The organism is Halomonas sp. BL6, from assembly GCF_006228115.1.
GTDB classification, from domain to species: Bacteria; Pseudomonadota; Gammaproteobacteria; order Pseudomonadales; family Halomonadaceae; genus Vreelandella; species Vreelandella piezotolerans.
Window position 1 is genome coordinate 320,895 of the sequence record NZ_VDGL01000003.1, and the last position, 15,294, is coordinate 336,188.

Sequence of the window (15,294 nt, forward strand, 5' to 3'; positions counted from 1 at the left end):
TATGCACGGTATTCGTCCGCGCCAAAAGGTCACTCAAGCCGATTGGAAGGGCTATATGGCCGCTCGGGCCGAGCGGGCCAAAGATGACACCTTGATACGCTTTTTCGATACGCCGATGCCTGATCCCGAGACGCCGCTGTCCGAGGTGCCGCTCGTCGCGCTGGATATGGAAACCACCGGACTCGATGAGCGACGCCATGCGATCGTCAGCATTGGCGTCGTGCCGTTTACGTTAGGGCGTATATCCATGGCTCAGCGCCGTTACTGGGTAGTGAAACCGCCCCGTCCGTTAGATGAGGACTCGATAGCGTATCACCACATCACGCACTCGGAGATTGCCGATGCGCCAGACTTGGATAGCGTGCTAGACGAGCTGTTGGCGGTGTTGGCCGGGCGGGTCGTGGTGGTTCACTTTCGTAATATCGAGCGACCTTTTCTCGATGCGGCGGTGAAGGCGCGCCGTGGTGAGGGAGTGTTGTTTCCCATGATCGATACCATGTCGTTGGAAGCGCGGTTGCATCGACAAACACTGTGGGCCCGCTTTCGCCGCTGGCTGGGTCGTCCGCCGGTATCGATTCGCCTCAACGCCAGCCGCGAGCGCTACGGCTTACCCGTTTACCAAGGCCACCATGCGCTCATTGATGCTCTGGCCACTGCCGAGCTTTTGCAGGCGCAAATCGCCAATCGCTATAGCCCTGAGACGCCTTTAAAAGCGCTGTGGTGTTAGCGCTCGCACCTTCTTTGCATAATAAAACGGGCAGCCCTTGGGCTGCCCGTTGACGTCTTGCCGAGTTGAAGCTGTTACTTACACTGCTTTGGGTTCGCTCATCAAGCCTTTGATGATGGCGTAGCAGGCCACCAGTAGAATGATGGTGAACGGGAACCCGGTCGACACGGCCATGGTTTGCAGCGCGGTCAAACCGCCCCCCAGCAGCAGTGCAATGGCAATCGCGCCTTCGATGATCGCCCAGAACACGCGCTGCGGTTTCGGTGCATCGACCTTGCCACCTGCGGTAATGGAGTCGATGACCAGCGAGCCAGAATCCGACGAGGTCACGAAGAACACGATGACCAGCACGATGGCGATGAACGAGGTGATCTGTGACAGCGGCAGTTGCTCGAGCATGATGAACAGCTGCAGATCCACGCCTGCGTCGCGCACGGCCTCGATGCCTTGGCTGACGTACTGATCGATGGCGGTGCCACCGAAGGTCGTCATCCACAGTACCGAAACGACGGACGGCACGATCAGCACTGAGACCAGGAACTCACGTACGGTACGGCCGCGGGATACCCGCGCAATGAACATGCCGACGTACGGAGACCAGGAGATCCACCATGCCCAGTAGAAGGCCGTCCAGCCTTGGCTAAAGTTCGCGTCTTCACGGCCAAAGGGGTTCGACAGCGCCGGAAGATGAACCACGTAGCTCAATAGGTTCTCGAAAAAACCGGTCGCGATCAGCAGCGTCGGGCCGACACCGATCACGAAGAACAGCAGCGCGGCAGCCATGGCGATGTTGATTTTCGACAGCAGCTGTACGCCCTTGTCGACACCGGCAACGATCGAGCCAATCGCTATCATCGTGATACCGATGATGAGCAGAATCATCGTGATATCACTTTCCGGCGCGCCAAACAGATAGGTCAAGCCAGCAGCGGCCTGGGTAGCGCCCAGCCCCAGTGACGTGGCCAGACCAAACAGTGTGGCAAACACTGCCAGAATGTCGATCAAGTGGCCCGGCCAACCCCAAACGCGTTCACCCAGTAGCGGGTAGAACACCGAGCGCATGGAGAGCGGCAAGCCTTTGTTGAACGAGAATAGCGCCAATGACAGAGCCACCACGGCATAAATCGCCCACGGATGCAGACCCCAGTGGAAGATCGTTGCCGCCATGCCCAGCGCCGCTGCGCCTGCCGTATCGCCCTCAGCGCCAGCCAGCGGTGCCCAGTCGCCACCATCCAAAGAGGTGCCGAAGTGGGTCAGCGGCTCATTGACGCCAAAGAACATTAGCCCAATGCCCATACCGGCGGCGAACAGCATCGAAAACCAGCCGGCATAGGTAAAGTCCGGCTTGGCATCTGCCCCGCCAATGCGGATTTTACCCAGGGGAGAGACGATCAAACCCAGGCAAAGAATGACGAAGATATTGGCGGCCAAAATGAAGAACCAAGCCAGATTGCCGGTCAGGAAGCCAAAAACGGCGTCGTAGATCGGCGAAATCGTATCTTGCAGTGCCAAGGTGAGTATGACGAACAGCAGCACCACGAGTGACGAAATGGTGAATACCTTGCCGTGTAGGTCAAGGTTGAAGCCCATTGCACTCGTCGTAATGTTGTCTTGGCCGATCACATAATCGGTATCGATCAGGTTAGCCGGGCCATCAGGGGCGGGGATGCCTTCTGATACCGGCTCATCAGCGGGACGCTTAGAGTCAGGATTATCCACGGGAGCCTCTCCATGTCGGACAGAAACCGCCAAACGCACCTGGATGGACCAGCAGTTACCTTCTGGTCAATCACAAATGCATTAGCAGGCGTGTATTACATCAGTAACAGTAGCAAACGTTGCTTAATCTTTGTTCAACGCGCGGGCACATTAGCACGAAAAAACGTCACATTTACAACGACGACAGAGGGCCGAAGCCCTCTGTCATTTAACGCTCGGGGCAGAGTATGACTAGCCGTTGAGCCACTGCTCGACCACGTCTTGGTTCTCTTCTACCCACTGCTTGGCATTTTCGTAGGGGTCGCTGCCCTCTTCTTGGTTCATCAGCATCACCTCGCCCATCTGCTCGGGCGTCCACTCGAAGGCATCCAGAATGGCGTAGGCTTCTGGCATGTCTTCTTCCAGACCGCTACGTACGACGGTATGGATCTGCTCGGCACCGCCGTAGACGTTTTCTGGGTCTTCGAGATATTTCAGATCGAACCGAGCAAACATCCAATGCGGCGTCCAGCCAGTGACGACCACATCTTCTTCGTTTTGGATGGCGCTGGCCAAAGCAGCCGTCATGGTGGCGCCGCTGCCGCTGCGCAGGTTCAGCCCGAGGTCATAGGTATCCACGACCTCTTCGGTGAGTGCCATCAGGCCAGCACCGGGGTCAATACCGATGATCTCGCCGTTGAAGCTGTCGGCGTTGTCGTTCAGATCGGCGATGGAGTCCACGTCGGTGTACTCAGGTACGACCAAGCCGAGTTTGGTGCCATCCAGATTGGGGCCTAAGTCTTCGGTATTGTCACCGACACGCTCCATGTAGTCTGCGTGGGTCGTCGGCAGCCAGGCGGCGACGATGGCATCGGCATCACCCGTGGAGAGGGCTTGGAACATGGCCGCTGCGGACAGCGAGGTCAGTTCCACCTCGAACCCTGCCTGCTCGAGAACCGCAGCAATGACGTTAGTGGAAGCGACTTCAGAGGACCACTCGACATAGGCCAAGTTGACCGTGCCTTGATCTTGGGCGTGGGCCAGGCTGCCAGCGGCTAGCCCGGTACCCGCGACCAGGGCCAAAGAGGCGAGACGGATGCGGTGATTCAACGTACGCGTTTTCATTCACTTGCTCCCTGTTGATGGGCAGTGGCACTTGCCACTGCGGTATGAAGAGGTCGTTCTTTGCTTACTTCAAGGTCTTGACCTTAATGATCGCTTGAATCGATCAGCATGGTCATTCATGACCGGTGGTTCAAGCATGCCAATCAACGCAGCGCTCAATGCTAAGACGAGCGGCGCGATTTGCGCAGCGACTGCGTCAGACGGTCCAGCAGCATGGCTAGAATGACCACGGCAATCCCGGCCTCGAAGCCATCCCCTGGACGCAAGCGCTGAATGGCACGCCAGACTTCGCTACCCAAACCATCGGCGCCAATCATGGCGGCAATGACCACCATCGACAGGGCCAGCATGATGGTTTGGTTGATGCCCGCCATCACCGTGGGCAGCGACAGCGGCAACTGCACTTTGAACAGTTTTTGGCCTCGCGTGGCACCGTAGGCGTCGGCAGCTTCGATGAGTTCGGTCGGCACTTGGCGGATGCCCAGTGTAGTAAAGCGAATGGCGGGCGGCATGGAGAAGATGACCGTGGCAAAAATCGCCGACACCGAGCCAATGCCGAAAAACGGGATGGCAGGGATCAGGTACACGAACGCGGGCATGGTCTGCATGAAGTCCAGCACGGGCATGATCAGCCGGTAGAGTCGCTCGGAAAGCGCCGCGGCGATGCCTACGGGCAGCGCGATGACCACCGCCACTAGTGTGGCAATCACCACCAGCGTCAGCGTTTCGATCATCGGGTTCCAAAGCCCTAGGTTCCAGATCAACGCAAGCCCAGCCGTGGCGCCAATCGCCAAGCGCATGCTGGCCAGTTTCCAGCACAGCAGGGCAATGATCGCCAGCAACGCCCACTCGGGCAACCACATCAGGCTATCGTTCAAACTATTGATGCCGGTTTGCGTAATACGCGAAATGCCGCGCGTCACGGCGGAGTATTCGCTGGTCAGCCATGTCAGGCCGGATTCAATCCAACTACCTAAAGGAATGCGTGTTATCTCCATTACTGTTCTCCTGCTCGTGCCAGTTCATCCAGGACTGCGCCTTTTACCACGACGCCCAATAGGCGCTGCTGCTCATCGACCACGGCAATGGGGTAGCTCTTCTCGCTGAACATGGCGAAAAGATGCTGCAGCGGCTCGTCTGGCGGCACTTTGCGGAAATCTTGGGTCAGGTAATCGGTGATGGTGTCGGCTTTCTCCTCGATGGCACGGCTAGCAGCGTCGGCCTCCAGCAAGCCCAATAGCTGGCGGTCACGGTCGGTCACATAGATGGAGTCGATGCTGTGATCACGCATGCGGTGCAGTGCCGTACGCGGGCCGTCGCTGTCGCGGGCGGTGGTGCGCACCGGGCGCATGGCGCTTTCGGCGGTCAAGATACGAGAACGATCGACCCCTTCGATGAAGCGACGCACGTAATCATCGGCAGGCTTGGTCAAAATCTCCTCGGGCGTACCGATCTGCACCACCTCGCCATCTTTCAGCAGCACGATGCGGTCGCCGATATTGAGCGCCTCATCCAAGTCGTGAGTAATGAAAACCGTAGTCTTCTGCATTTTGGTTTGCAGCTGCAGAAGCTCTTGCTGCATGTCCTTGCGGATGAGCGGATCAAGGGCTGAGAAGGCCTCGTCCATGAGCAGTACGCTGGCATCGTTGGCCAGTGCGCGGGCAAGTCCTACCCGCTGCTGCATACCGCCCGATAGCTGGTTGGGGTAGGCGTCTTCCCAGCCTTCCAAGCCCACCTGCTTGAGCGCGTTGTGGGCGATCGACTGCCGCTCGGACTTCTCTACCCCGCGAATCTCCAAACCAAATTCGGCGTTCTGCTGTACCGTCCGGTGAGGGAAAAGCGCGAAGTTTTGAAACACCATCGAGAAATGACGGCGGCGGCACTCCAGCAGCGCTTTTTCACCCAACGTGGGGATGTTCTCTCCGTCGATGATGATCTCGCCTTCGGTCGTATCGATCAGGCGATTCAAACAGCGAATCAGCGTGGATTTACCCGAGCCAGACAGGCCCATAATGACCAGTAGTTCCCCTTCGTAGACGTCGAAGGAGATATCGGAAAGGCCGAGGGTTTGGCCGGTTTTTTCGAGAATCTCAGGGCGTTTGAGGCCCTGGTCGCGTAACTCGAGAGCTTTTTTGGGCTGTTTACCAAAGACCTTGCTCAAGCCGCGTACCTGAATTTTGACAGGGCGTGTCTCGTCCATCAGCGGTGCCTTTTGATTGAATGAGCAGCCTTGTGTCGTTACTCAACGCGCTTACCTGCGGCCTAGACGTGCTTCCTGCAAGCAGCGACACAAAACGGTTCATAAGTAGGAGTTAAGATTATATTTAACAAGTTATTACAAATTATTATACATAAGTGAGCAGGATGTGCCACAACGCTCCTGCTCACCCCGGCAATTTACGCCACATGTGCCATTTTGAACCCCCAACCATGACCCTGTCGTGACAGCGAATGGTGGCTACGATTTTTTAATAAGTTGCTGTTTTTTAAAAAATAAATTTATTTTTTTCAATGTTGGCACGAAGTGTGAAAGTATCTTTCTAGAAAAGCTTGGCAAGTGACGCAAGCACGTTAGTTGAAAAAGGAGGCAATCTTTATGGATAAACAAGTGAGCCAATCGCGCAAGCGTCCACGTGTGCTGACACTGTGCATGTTAGCCGCAACCGTTAGCACCTTGGCCCTGGCGGGGTGTGGCAACGGCGAAGAGGAAATGCCCCCGGCGCAGCAACCTGACACCATGGAGCAGGACGCGACGACCACGACGGCTCCGGCTTCCGGTAACGAGCCTACCATGGCAGACGAGCCGATGAATGAAGACCCGGGCTTAGGCGAAGATCCCGCGGCGACGCAAGAGCCAATGCCGGGTGAGAATACGCAAACGGGCGCTGTCAATGATCCTGAAGAGAACCCTGGTTTCGGTGAAGGTACCGATCCCATGCCCGGTGCAAGCGATACCACTACCGACGACGTTAACAGTACCGATGATGAAGACGACATGGTTAACGGCCAATAGCCGTCAACGCTCCCTACGATGGTAAGCCGACCCAGCTGTCTGTTCCCTGCGGCTGCTCCACACGGTTTATCATCCTTTCGCCCCCGCGCCCGCGGGGGCTTTTTTTGCTTGTTTAAAGCGTATGACGGTGAGTTTGGGCGGTTGCAAGTTACCCGACAGCCGCTAAGGTTAGGGGGAGCAGACGCTGCTTTGGCGGCTGCTAGCCCATGAACAAGGAAGGAGAATGGACATGATGTCACGATTACGCAATGCGCGTGGGACGGCGCTACTGTTGAGCGCACTGCTCATGGCGGGCGTGCTGACAGGCTGCGGTGATTCCGAAGCACCGACCACCGATTCGGAAGTACCGACCGACGAACCTCAAGAGCCCATGGATACCGGCCCCATGGCGAATGATGGGCAAGCGACACGTGAGTCGCCCGGCGATGGCGTGAGTGACCCGGAGTAAGCATGAAAAAGCCGGTCGGCGAGTGCGACCGGCTTGGACTTACTCCTCGCTATCTTCCAAACGCCGATAAAGAGTGCGGCGGGCGATGCCTAATACTTCGGCCGTCCGCCGTTTATTTCCTCCTGTCGCTTCCAACACTTTGCGAATATAGCGCTTTTCCACCTCTTCCAAACTTGGCCAGCGAGCTGGCGCGGGTGCCGGAATTTGCGTGCCTGGCAGTACCTCCCCGCTTAGCGTGGGCGTCGTGTCGGTACTGCTCTTTTGCTGGCTGGACTGTTCGCGCAGGCGCTCGGGGAGATCCTGATGCTGTAGCACGCCTGCTTCGCTGAGCGTGACCGCGCGCATGATCGCGTTCTCCAACTCGCGCACGTTGCCGGGATAGGAGTAGTTCAACAGGCTATTGAGGGCCTCCGGCTCGATCTGCTCGATCTGTTTCCCTTGGGTGTCGGCATGTTTGTCGATCAAGGCGAACACCAAGTGCTCGATGTCCGTGCCGCGCTCACGTAGCGGTGGAATGCGCAGCGAGAAGGTTTCCAGGCGGTAAAACAGGTCGCTACGGAAGTTCTCCTGCTCGATCTCTTTCTCCAGGTGGCGGTGCGTAGCGGCAATGATGCGCACATCCACCGGTTCCTCCCGCTCACCGCCCACGGGGCGTACGGTTTTCTCTTGCAGGGCGCGCAGCAGCTTGGCCTGCAGATTGATCGGCATTTCACCAATCTCATCGAGGAATAGGCTACCGCCTTGGGCACTTTGGAAAAGCCCTTTTCTGGCCTCGTTTGCGCCCGTGAAAGCGCCTTTTACGTGGCCGAAGAATTCGCTCTCCATCAGATCGGCAGGAATACTGGCGCAGTTCACGGGCACGAAGGGCGCGTCGTGACGGCTACTTTCCTGGTGGATCGCCCGGGCCAGCAGCTCTTTGCCGGTGCCGCTTTCACCCAGAATCAAAATGGGCGCATCGCTTTTCGCCAACCGAGAGGCATCGTGAAACAGCGACTGCATGGCCGGACTTTTACCCACGATGCCGTGGAAATGGCTGAGCTCCGTATCATGAGACAGCGACAAGCGCTGACGCTCCAGTACGCGAAAAACGGCGTCACGAATGGCATCCAAATCGAGCGGTTTGGTCAAAAAGTCATCGGCACCTAGCTTGAGGGCTTCTACCGCCTGATCGATGGTGCCAAAGGCGGTAATCACGATGATGCCTAGCTCGCTGCCGCTCTGGCGGAGCTGTTGAAGTAACTGAATGCCGGTCATGCCCGGTAGCCGTACATCGGTAATCATCATCGCCACCGGCGTATGGCTCAGTAGGGCAATGGCTTCTTCTGCGCTGGGGACACCCAGTGTGTCGTAGCCCGCGTCGTTGAGCTCCTCCTCTAGCAACTCACGGATAGCGGCGTCATCTTCCACCACCAATAACGGTAAAAGGTGTTCCTGATGGGTCACAAACGTCGTCCTCAAGCGGATGCGGTTTCACTAAGGGGCAGCGTAATTTCAAAGCCAGCGCCGCCAAGTGCGCTGTCAAATACGCCAATCGTCCCGCCGTGGTCGTTGATAATGCGGTGCACCATCGATAATCCCAAGCCGCTGCCTTGACCCACCGGCTTGGTGGTGAAAAAAGGATCGAACACTTGGTGATGGTGCGATGCAGGTATGCCGGGCCCGTCGTCTTCAACCCAAAGGGTCAACTCTTCACTGTGTGCCTGCGCGCGCACACGAATGTGGCTGACCTGGGGAGCTTGGGCGGCATTGCGTAATAAATTGGTCAACACCTGAACGATTTGCTGACCATTGACCAATAAATGGGGTGTCGGAGTGGGAAGATCAATATCCAAGTGGATATTTCGTGGTTCCAGCTCCTCTTCGACCAGCTCGCTGGCGCTGATGATAAGCTGATCGAGCGCTTGGTGTCCTTTCTCTACGTTATGTTGTCGGCCAAGCTCCATCAATTGACGGACGATATCGACGATACGTTCCACTTCGCCACGTATCCTGCCCAGCCGTGCCCGCTCATCGTCGCCAATCGTATCGCGGCGTGCCAGTCGTTGGGCTTGACCGTTGATGACCGTCAACGGGGCACCGATCTCGTGGGCGACCCCGGCGGCGAGCACGCCCAGCTCGGCCAGCTTTTTGGATTTGCGCAGGCGTTTTTCCAGCTCGATTTCACGGCGCTGGCGGGCATCGATGTCGCGATCTTTTTCGGCCATGGCATCCAGCATGCCATTCAGGCCAGAGGCTAAGCGGCGATACTCCGTGGGGCCATCTGCCGTGGCCCGCTGGCTGCGGTCACCATCTTCGACCAAGAGCATGACGCGCAGCAGGCGGTTGAGCGGCCGCTCGATGTAGTGACGAAACCCCCACCAAATGCTGAACACGATGCCCGCCGCGCCAATGACGAAGACCAGCACCGCCACGATGCTAATGAAACCGGTGTAATTCTCGATGCCGGTATTGAGGCGGTTGACCTGCAGCACGCCCAGCACCGTGCCATCTTGGGTGCGCAACGGCGTCAGGGCGGAGTAGTAGGTCCAGCCCTCCTGCTGACGGTAGCTGCTATGCATGTCGTCGGTTTCGATGACCTGCTGGATCTCTTCTGGCGTGAAGAGATCTTTACCCAACCCTAAACCATATACTTCACGCCCTTGGGGATCGAACACGTAAGCGCCATAGATACGGTGAAACGAAAACGCCGACTGCAGCGCCTCTTCCAACGGGGTGGCGCTGTCGCGGGCTACCGCATAGCTCAACGACGTGCTCAGTGCGCGAGTAATGATCTCGACTTCGGTTTGCAGTTTGGAGCGAACGTTGTCTTCCAGCGATTTGATCGCCACTAGACTAAACACCACCAGGATCACGAAGAGCGGCACGATGACCGTTAAGATGATGAGGTTACGTAATCGCATCGTGCTTCCTGGTGGTGTCTCGGGAGTCGAACAAGGTTAGCGCTGTGTGGGCGTCAAGCGATAAAGGCTGCCCTGGCTACCGTCGGTTAGCAAGTAAATCGCCTCATCGGGCCCTTGGCGAACGTCGCGGATACGGCCAATCTCGCCTTCCAGAATCAGCTCTTCATCGGCCACTTGACCCTCGTCGAGGGTGAGGCGCAGCAGCTTTTGGCTGCCCAGGCCGCCCGCCAGCAAGCTACCTTGCCAAGGTGCGAAGGCATCGCTGGTCACTTCGGCCAAGCCAGAAGGGGCAAAGCGTCCCTCGAAGCGGTAAACCGGGTCTTCCATGCCGGGTTTGGATTCCACGCCGATGGGTTCGTTGGTGGCATAATCGTTGCCCAAGCTCACCTCCGGCCAGCCGTAGTTGTTGCCAGGCACGATCTGGTTCAATTCATCGCCGGTGCGCGGGCCGTGTTCGGTGGCCCAGGACTCACCATTACTTAGCACGGTCATGCCCTGAATATTACGGTTGCCTAGGCTGTAAATCTCATTCAGCGTGTCGTCGTCATCCACGAAGGGATTGTCATCGGGCACGCCGCCGGTTTCGGTGAGCCGCAGCGTCGAGCCCGCATGGTCACCGCTGTCCTGGGCACGGGAAGGGTCGACGCCACGGTCGCCAATGCTCATCAGCAGCGTGCCATCCTGGAGCCACGCCATACGAGAACCGTAGTGTCGGCCGGGGGAGGAGGCGCGATCCTGCTCGAACAAATGCTCGACGTCGCCCAAGGCGTCGTCTTGCCACTTGACGCGCGACAGCGCCGAGCGGCTTTGGCTGCCTTCCGGCTTGCTCCAGGTGAAGTAGATCCAATCGTGCTCGCCGTCGCCGAACTCAGGGTGCAGGGCCACGTCGAGCAGTCCTCCCTGGCCGTTTTGGCTGACGCGGGGCAGGCCGCTCAGTTCCTCAACGTGCCCCTCGGCGTCGACCAGATTCAACTCCCCGCTGCGCTCGCTGACCAGGTAGCGGCCATCGGGCAAAAACGCCACCGCCCAGGGATTCTCGAAGCCATCGGCCACGCGCTCGATAGTGATGGCTAGATGATCGGTGTCTAGTGCTTGGTGAACGACGTCCGCATGGGCAGCGCTGGCAAGCAGAAGCCCCGTTAAAGAAGGGGCCACCCAGCGAGCGGCGCGATGGCAGAGCGAGCGGGGGTGTGGCGTTTGCGGTCGAATGGGCAGGGCGTATCGCATGGGCATTGTAGGTCCTCGAGTGGCGCAACGTCTGTAGTAGTCTAGCAGTGACTGCCATCGACGGGTGGGGGTTCCCCAGCGCTACATCAGTAGCGCCAGCAAGGCCGGTAAATAGAACAGTGCCATCAAGGTCGAGCAGAACACGAGGCTGGCCACATAGGCTGGTTCGCGTTGGGCGCGTTGGGCAAATAGGTAGTTGAAGACCGCCACTGGCATGCACATCTGTACCACCAGAATGTTCTGCGCTAGCGGCGGCAGGCCTAGCCAGCCAGCGATGAGCCACGCGGCCGCCGCGGCCAGGGGAATGCGGATGAGGCTGAAGCCAACCCCAGAGCGCAGGCTTTTCACCTGAATGCTGGCGAGCGATACGCCAAGCGTGATGAGCATGAGGGGCACGGTAAAGCCCGACATGAGATCGACCGTATTGGCCATCCACAGCGGCAGCGGGGTCTCGGTCAGCAGCAGCGCCATGGAGATGACGATGGCATACACTGTCGGGGTTTTGAGCAGAGTTTTAACCGGGTTGCCCTGGCTACTGAGTACCGCTCCCAAGGTGAATTGAAACAGCGAGACCGTCACCATGACCGTAATGCCGTAAGCAAAGCCCGCGCTCCCAAAGGCGTACAGCACCACCGGCAGCCCCATATTGCCCGTGTTGGGGTACATCATCGGCGCGATGAGCACTCGCCAGTCTCGCCGCAACACCTTGGCAACGGCAAAACTAGCGGCCCCCATGCCGACGATCACTAGGGCGGCAGCCAGCATGACCTGACCGAACGTGCTGGCATCGATCGTTGCCCCCGACAGCGACGCCAGCACCAGCGCGGGCGTCCCAATATTGAAAACGAGGCGTGTCACAAAGTCGACGGGGTAGGGTTGGCCAAGGCGAACCCATAAAAAGCCCAGTCCGGCACCGGCCAACACGGGGGCCATGACGGCGAAGAGTTCAGCGAGCATTAACGTTCCTTGACGATCATCGGCCGCCTATTGTGGGTAATTAGGCGGCTAACTGGCAAGGCGAATTGCTAATGGGCGTAAACGGCGTTTGCGTGGGTTTGCCACTCGTTAGGCACCTGGTCACGCAGAAAGTCCAGCAGCGCGTTGACCCGGCGGGAGTGATGCCCATAGGCATACAGCAGCGTCACGGGTAAGGGGGCGGGCTCCCAGCCGGGCAGGCAGTTGACCAGATCCCCAGGGTGGTGGCGTTCGCGTTTTTCGACCACCCAGTGGGGCAGCAGGCCGATCCCTTGGCCATAAGCAATGGCATCGATGTGCAGTGCCGTGAGATCTACCCGGAGCCGCGAGCGGGGCGCGTTGAATAGGTAGTCGGCGTGTTCGGGGTGATGCAGCATAAGACCGCTCGATGCGGTATCCAACAAGTCGATCCAGGCATGCGTATCCAGCTCTTGGGGGTGTTGCGGCGTTCCTGCGTGGGCCAGATAGTGTGGGTTGGCGTAGAGGCCGCGGGTGAGGTGGCCCAAGCGCTCTTGATTCAGCCCGCACTCATGGGTGGCGCCTAGCCAAATGTGCACGCTGTTGCTGTGCATCTTGGTGGGCGGCGTTTCCCGAGTATGCAGGGTCAGCTCGACCTTGGGATAGCGGGTCAGAAACGCATCCACGACGCCTGCCATCCAGCCCCGTGCCAGCGCGCCATGGACTTCCAGCGTCACTTTCCCACTGATCTCCTCGCGCAGCTCCGCCAGCGCCTCCTGGCTGTGGGCGGCCATGGCCAGCAGCTCGGTGCAGTACTGATGAAACAGCAGGCCCGCTTCGGTAGGAATCAAACGGTTCGCCTGGCGACGCAGCAGCGGCTGGTTCAGGCGCGCCTCTAGCTGGCTAATTCGGCGGCTCAACGTCGATTTTGCCAGCCCGAGCTTCTGTGCGCTGCGCGTCAGGCTGCCGGTGGTCATCACATCGGCAAAAGCGGCAAGTTCGTCGAAATCGTACATAGTCGGGACCACTGGCGAAACGGAGTCACGCTATTGTGCCACCGAATTGGCTGAATGAAAATAATTGCCATTTGTGTTCCGTTTGATTGAACGCACCGTCCCGCCCCTTTGTGCAAAGAGTATGTAAAAATATAAATGCTAATAATTCGTATTTGTAAAAAGTGCTCTTTCATCTCAAGGAACCCACTATGTCTTCTCGTTTGCGCCGTTCGCTGCTGGCCAGCGCTGTCGCCTCTGTTGCCTGCACGACCGCCGTTGCACAAGAAACGCCCCAGCTCAACGATATCGTGGTGACGGCCTCCGGCTTCGAGCAGCAAATCAGCAGCGCCCCCGCCTCGATCAGCGTGATCTCCCGTGAAGAGCTGGAGCGGGGTTACTATCAAAACGTCACCGATGCCCTGCGCGACGTGCCGGGCGTGGTGGTCACCGGCGGTGGACGTGGCGATAACGGCAACGATATTTCCATTCGCGGTATGCCGTCGCAGTACACGCTCATTCTGGTAGATGGTCGCCCGATCAACTCACGCGAATCGCGCCCCAACGGCGATGCGGGCTTCGAGCAGGACTGGCTGCCACCGCTGCAGGCCATCGAGCGCATCGAGGTGGTGCGAGGGCCGATGTCGACCCTGTACGGCTCCGATGCCATCGGCGGGGTGATCAACGTGATTACCCGCAAAGTGGCGGATACCTGGCACGGCAACATCCAGCTCGACACCGTACTGCAGGAAGACAGCGCCTCTGGCGATAGCCGCCAAGCGAACTTTTATCTCAGCGGGCCGCTGGTGGGTGAGCGCTTAGGGCTACAGCTCTATGGCCGCACCTCCGAGCGCGACGAAGACGACATCGAATACGGCTACGAAGAGAAGCGTCTGCAGAGCCTCACCGCACGGTTGAGCTTGGCGGCTAGCGACAACCACGACGTGACTGCCGAAGCGGGGATTACCGAGCAGGACCGGCGCTCGCTAGTGGGCCGCTCCGGGCCGGTGGACGGCTGCCGCGGCGGCTGCACCGACAGCATCGGCGAGTACACCAACACCCACGTGGCGGTGACCCACAGCGGACGCTTCGATTGGGGCACCAGCGAGACCTTCGTACAGCGCGAGCGCAGCGAAAACCAGTCTCGGGATATCGAGATTACCAACACCACCGCGAAAACCAGCGCGCTGATTCCTCTGGGTATGCACATGGTGACCGTCGGCGCGAGCTGGGAGGAGGAGTCGCTGGACGATAGCTCGACCAACCAAATCTCCGACCGGCAGACCATCGAAAACAGCCAGTGGGCGCTGTTCGTGGAAGATGAGTGGATGCTGACCGACGCTTGGGCATTGACCGGCGGGCTGCGCTTGGACGATGACGACAACTACGGCAGCCACCTGAGCCCGCGTCTTTATAGCGTATGGAACATGACGCCGGAATGGACCCTGAAAGGCGGCGTGTCTACCGGCTACCGCTCGCCCAACCTGCGGGAAATCACCCCGGATTGGGGGCAGGTCAGCCGCGGCGGTAATATTTATGGCAACCCGGATCTCGAGCCGGAAACCTCGCTCAACAAAGAGATCGCGCTGCTTTACGGTAACGACGCAGGCCTGAACGGCAGCCTGACGCTGTTCCACAACGACTTCGAAGACAAAATTACCCGTATCGCCTGCCCGATTGATATTTGCAATGATGGCGCGAATCAGTTTGGCAGCGACCCGACGTATCGCGTCAACATCGATGACGCGGTGACCCAAGGGGTCGAGGCCAGCCTGAGCGCACCGTTGAGCGATACGCTGGCGCTGACCGCCAGCTACACGTTCACCGATTCCGAACAGAAAAGCGGTGAGTACGCCGGCGAGCCGCTGACCCAGCTGCCCCGCCATCAGGTGTCGGCCTCGCTGGATTGGGACATGAGCGCACGGCTCAGCCAGTGGACCAAAGTGACCTACCGGGGAGAAGAGAGCCAGCCCACCACCGGGCCCTCGCAAAGCGCCATCATCGCGCCGTCTTACACCTTCGTGGATGCCGGTATCGGCTATCAGCTCAACGATAGCACCACGGTGAATGCCGGAATCTACAACCTGTTCGACGAGCGCATCACCTACGATGAGTATGGCTACGTGGATGACGGCCGCCGGGTATGGTTGGGCCTGAACGTCGCTTTCTAAATAACGCGAACGTCATTCATCATCCTGCAAGTCGTCAATCGACGCGGCCACCGCCAAGTG

The 15,294-nt window shown here is 58.7% G+C and carries 13 protein-coding genes; 4 read left to right on the forward strand and 9 right to left on the reverse strand.

Going from position 1 to position 15,294, the window contains the following annotated elements; genetic code table 11:
• Nucleotide 1: 1 nt before the first annotated feature.
• Nucleotides 2-727: a 3'-5' exonuclease gene (locus FHJ80_RS08230; RefSeq protein WP_139526531.1), complete on the forward strand. Its 726-nt coding sequence runs from the start codon at nucleotides 2-4 to the stop codon at nucleotides 725-727.
• A gap of 78 nt (nucleotides 728-805) precedes the next feature.
• Here the strand turns inward: FHJ80_RS08230 and FHJ80_RS08235 are convergent, their stop codons facing one another.
• The 4 genes from FHJ80_RS08235 to FHJ80_RS08250 form a co-directional block, all read right to left on the reverse strand.
• Complete coding sequence (locus FHJ80_RS08235) at nucleotides 806-2,446, reverse strand: BCCT family transporter (RefSeq protein ID WP_139526532.1); 1,641 nt, start codon at nucleotides 2,444-2,446, stop codon at nucleotides 806-808.
• A 231-nt stretch (nucleotides 2,447-2,677) separates the two neighbouring features.
• A complete protein-coding gene (locus FHJ80_RS08240; RefSeq protein ID WP_139526533.1) occupies nucleotides 2,678-3,550 on the reverse strand; it encodes a glycine betaine ABC transporter substrate-binding protein in 873 nt (290 codons plus the stop codon).
• Between the two features lie 161 nt (nucleotides 3,551-3,711).
• A complete protein-coding gene (locus FHJ80_RS08245; RefSeq protein WP_139526534.1) occupies nucleotides 3,712-4,548 on the reverse strand; it encodes a proline/glycine betaine ABC transporter permease in 837 nt (278 codons plus the stop codon).
• On the reverse strand, nucleotides 4,548-5,750 hold the full coding sequence (locus tag FHJ80_RS08250) for a glycine betaine/L-proline ABC transporter ATP-binding protein (RefSeq protein WP_139526535.1): 1,203 nt from the start codon (nucleotides 5,748-5,750) through the stop codon (nucleotides 4,548-4,550). The genes FHJ80_RS08245 and FHJ80_RS08250 overlap by 1 nt, the downstream gene beginning before the upstream one ends.
• Before the next feature lie 396 nt (nucleotides 5,751-6,146).
• Between FHJ80_RS08250 and FHJ80_RS08255 the strand changes: the two genes are divergently transcribed.
• Together FHJ80_RS08255 and FHJ80_RS08260 are read left to right on the forward strand one after the other, a co-directional pair.
• Nucleotides 6,147-6,563 (forward strand): hypothetical protein, encoded by a 417-nt coding sequence (locus FHJ80_RS08255; RefSeq protein ID WP_139526536.1) that lies wholly within the window; start codon nucleotides 6,147-6,149, stop codon nucleotides 6,561-6,563.
• Between the two features lie 229 nt (nucleotides 6,564-6,792).
• The gene (locus tag FHJ80_RS08260) at nucleotides 6,793-7,011 is read left to right on the forward strand and encodes a hypothetical protein (protein ID WP_139526537.1); all 219 of its coding nucleotides are present in this window, start codon (nucleotides 6,793-6,795) and stop codon (nucleotides 7,009-7,011) included.
• Nucleotides 7,012-7,050: 39 nt separating this feature from the next.
• Here FHJ80_RS08260 and FHJ80_RS08265 read toward each other — a convergent pair whose 3' ends face one another.
• From FHJ80_RS08265 to FHJ80_RS08285, 5 genes are all read right to left on the reverse strand, one after another.
• On the reverse strand, nucleotides 7,051-8,454 hold the full coding sequence (locus FHJ80_RS08265; RefSeq protein WP_139526538.1) for a sigma-54 dependent transcriptional regulator: 1,404 nt from the start codon (nucleotides 8,452-8,454) through the stop codon (nucleotides 7,051-7,053).
• Nucleotides 8,455-8,465: 11 nt separating this feature from the next.
• The gene (locus FHJ80_RS08270; RefSeq protein WP_139526539.1) at nucleotides 8,466-9,911 is read right to left on the reverse strand and encodes a sensor histidine kinase; all 1,446 of its coding nucleotides are present in this window, start codon (nucleotides 9,909-9,911) and stop codon (nucleotides 8,466-8,468) included.
• Nucleotides 9,912-9,947: 36 nt separating this feature from the next.
• The gene (locus FHJ80_RS08275) at nucleotides 9,948-11,144 is read right to left on the reverse strand and encodes a PQQ-dependent sugar dehydrogenase (RefSeq protein WP_255303893.1); all 1,197 of its coding nucleotides are present in this window, start codon (nucleotides 11,142-11,144) and stop codon (nucleotides 9,948-9,950) included.
• 75 nt (nucleotides 11,145-11,219) lie between these two features.
• Nucleotides 11,220-12,095 carry an AEC family transporter gene (locus tag FHJ80_RS08280; protein ID WP_139526540.1) on the reverse strand — a complete coding sequence of 292 codons (876 nt, stop codon included), beginning with the start codon at nucleotides 12,093-12,095 and terminating at the stop codon, nucleotides 11,220-11,222.
• A gap of 68 nt (nucleotides 12,096-12,163) precedes the next feature.
• Entirely contained in the window at nucleotides 12,164-13,087 is a 924-nt protein-coding gene (locus FHJ80_RS08285; protein ID WP_139526541.1) for a LysR family transcriptional regulator, read from the reverse strand.
• Nucleotides 13,088-13,275: 188 nt separating this feature from the next.
• On the opposite strand from FHJ80_RS08285, the gene FHJ80_RS08290 reads away from it, so the two are divergent.
• Nucleotides 13,276-15,234 (forward strand): ligand-gated channel protein, encoded by a 1,959-nt coding sequence (locus FHJ80_RS08290; RefSeq protein WP_139526542.1) that lies wholly within the window; start codon nucleotides 13,276-13,278, stop codon nucleotides 15,232-15,234.
• Nucleotides 15,235-15,294: the final 60 nt, after the last annotated feature.

Coding starts and splice junctions, on each gene's coding strand:
- FHJ80_RS08230 (WP_139526531.1), top strand. CDS start 2: ATGCACGGTATTCGTCCGCGCCAAAAGGTCACTCAAGCCGATTGGAAG.
- FHJ80_RS08240 (WP_139526533.1), bottom strand. CDS start 3,550: ATGAAAACGCGTACGTTGAATCACCGCATCCGTCTCGCCTCTTTGGCC.
- FHJ80_RS08245 (WP_139526534.1), bottom strand. CDS start 4,548: ATGGAGATAACACGCATTCCTTTAGGTAGTTGGATTGAATCCGGCCTG.
- FHJ80_RS08250 (WP_139526535.1), bottom strand. CDS start 5,750: ATGGACGAGACACGCCCTGTCAAAATTCAGGTACGCGGCTTGAGCAAG.
- FHJ80_RS08255 (WP_139526536.1), top strand. CDS start 6,147: ATGGATAAACAAGTGAGCCAATCGCGCAAGCGTCCACGTGTGCTGACA.
- FHJ80_RS08260 (WP_139526537.1), top strand. CDS start 6,793: ATGATGTCACGATTACGCAATGCGCGTGGGACGGCGCTACTGTTGAGC.
- FHJ80_RS08270 (WP_139526539.1), bottom strand. CDS start 9,911: ATGCGATTACGTAACCTCATCATCTTAACGGTCATCGTGCCGCTCTTC.
- FHJ80_RS08275 (WP_255303893.1), bottom strand. CDS start 11,144: ATGCCCATGCGATACGCCCTGCCCATTCGACCGCAAACGCCACACCCC.
- FHJ80_RS08280 (WP_139526540.1), bottom strand. CDS start 12,095: ATGCTCGCTGAACTCTTCGCCGTCATGGCCCCCGTGTTGGCCGGTGCC.
- FHJ80_RS08285 (WP_139526541.1), bottom strand. CDS start 13,087: ATGTACGATTTCGACGAACTTGCCGCTTTTGCCGATGTGATGACCACC.
- FHJ80_RS08290 (WP_139526542.1), top strand. CDS start 13,276: ATGTCTTCTCGTTTGCGCCGTTCGCTGCTGGCCAGCGCTGTCGCCTCT.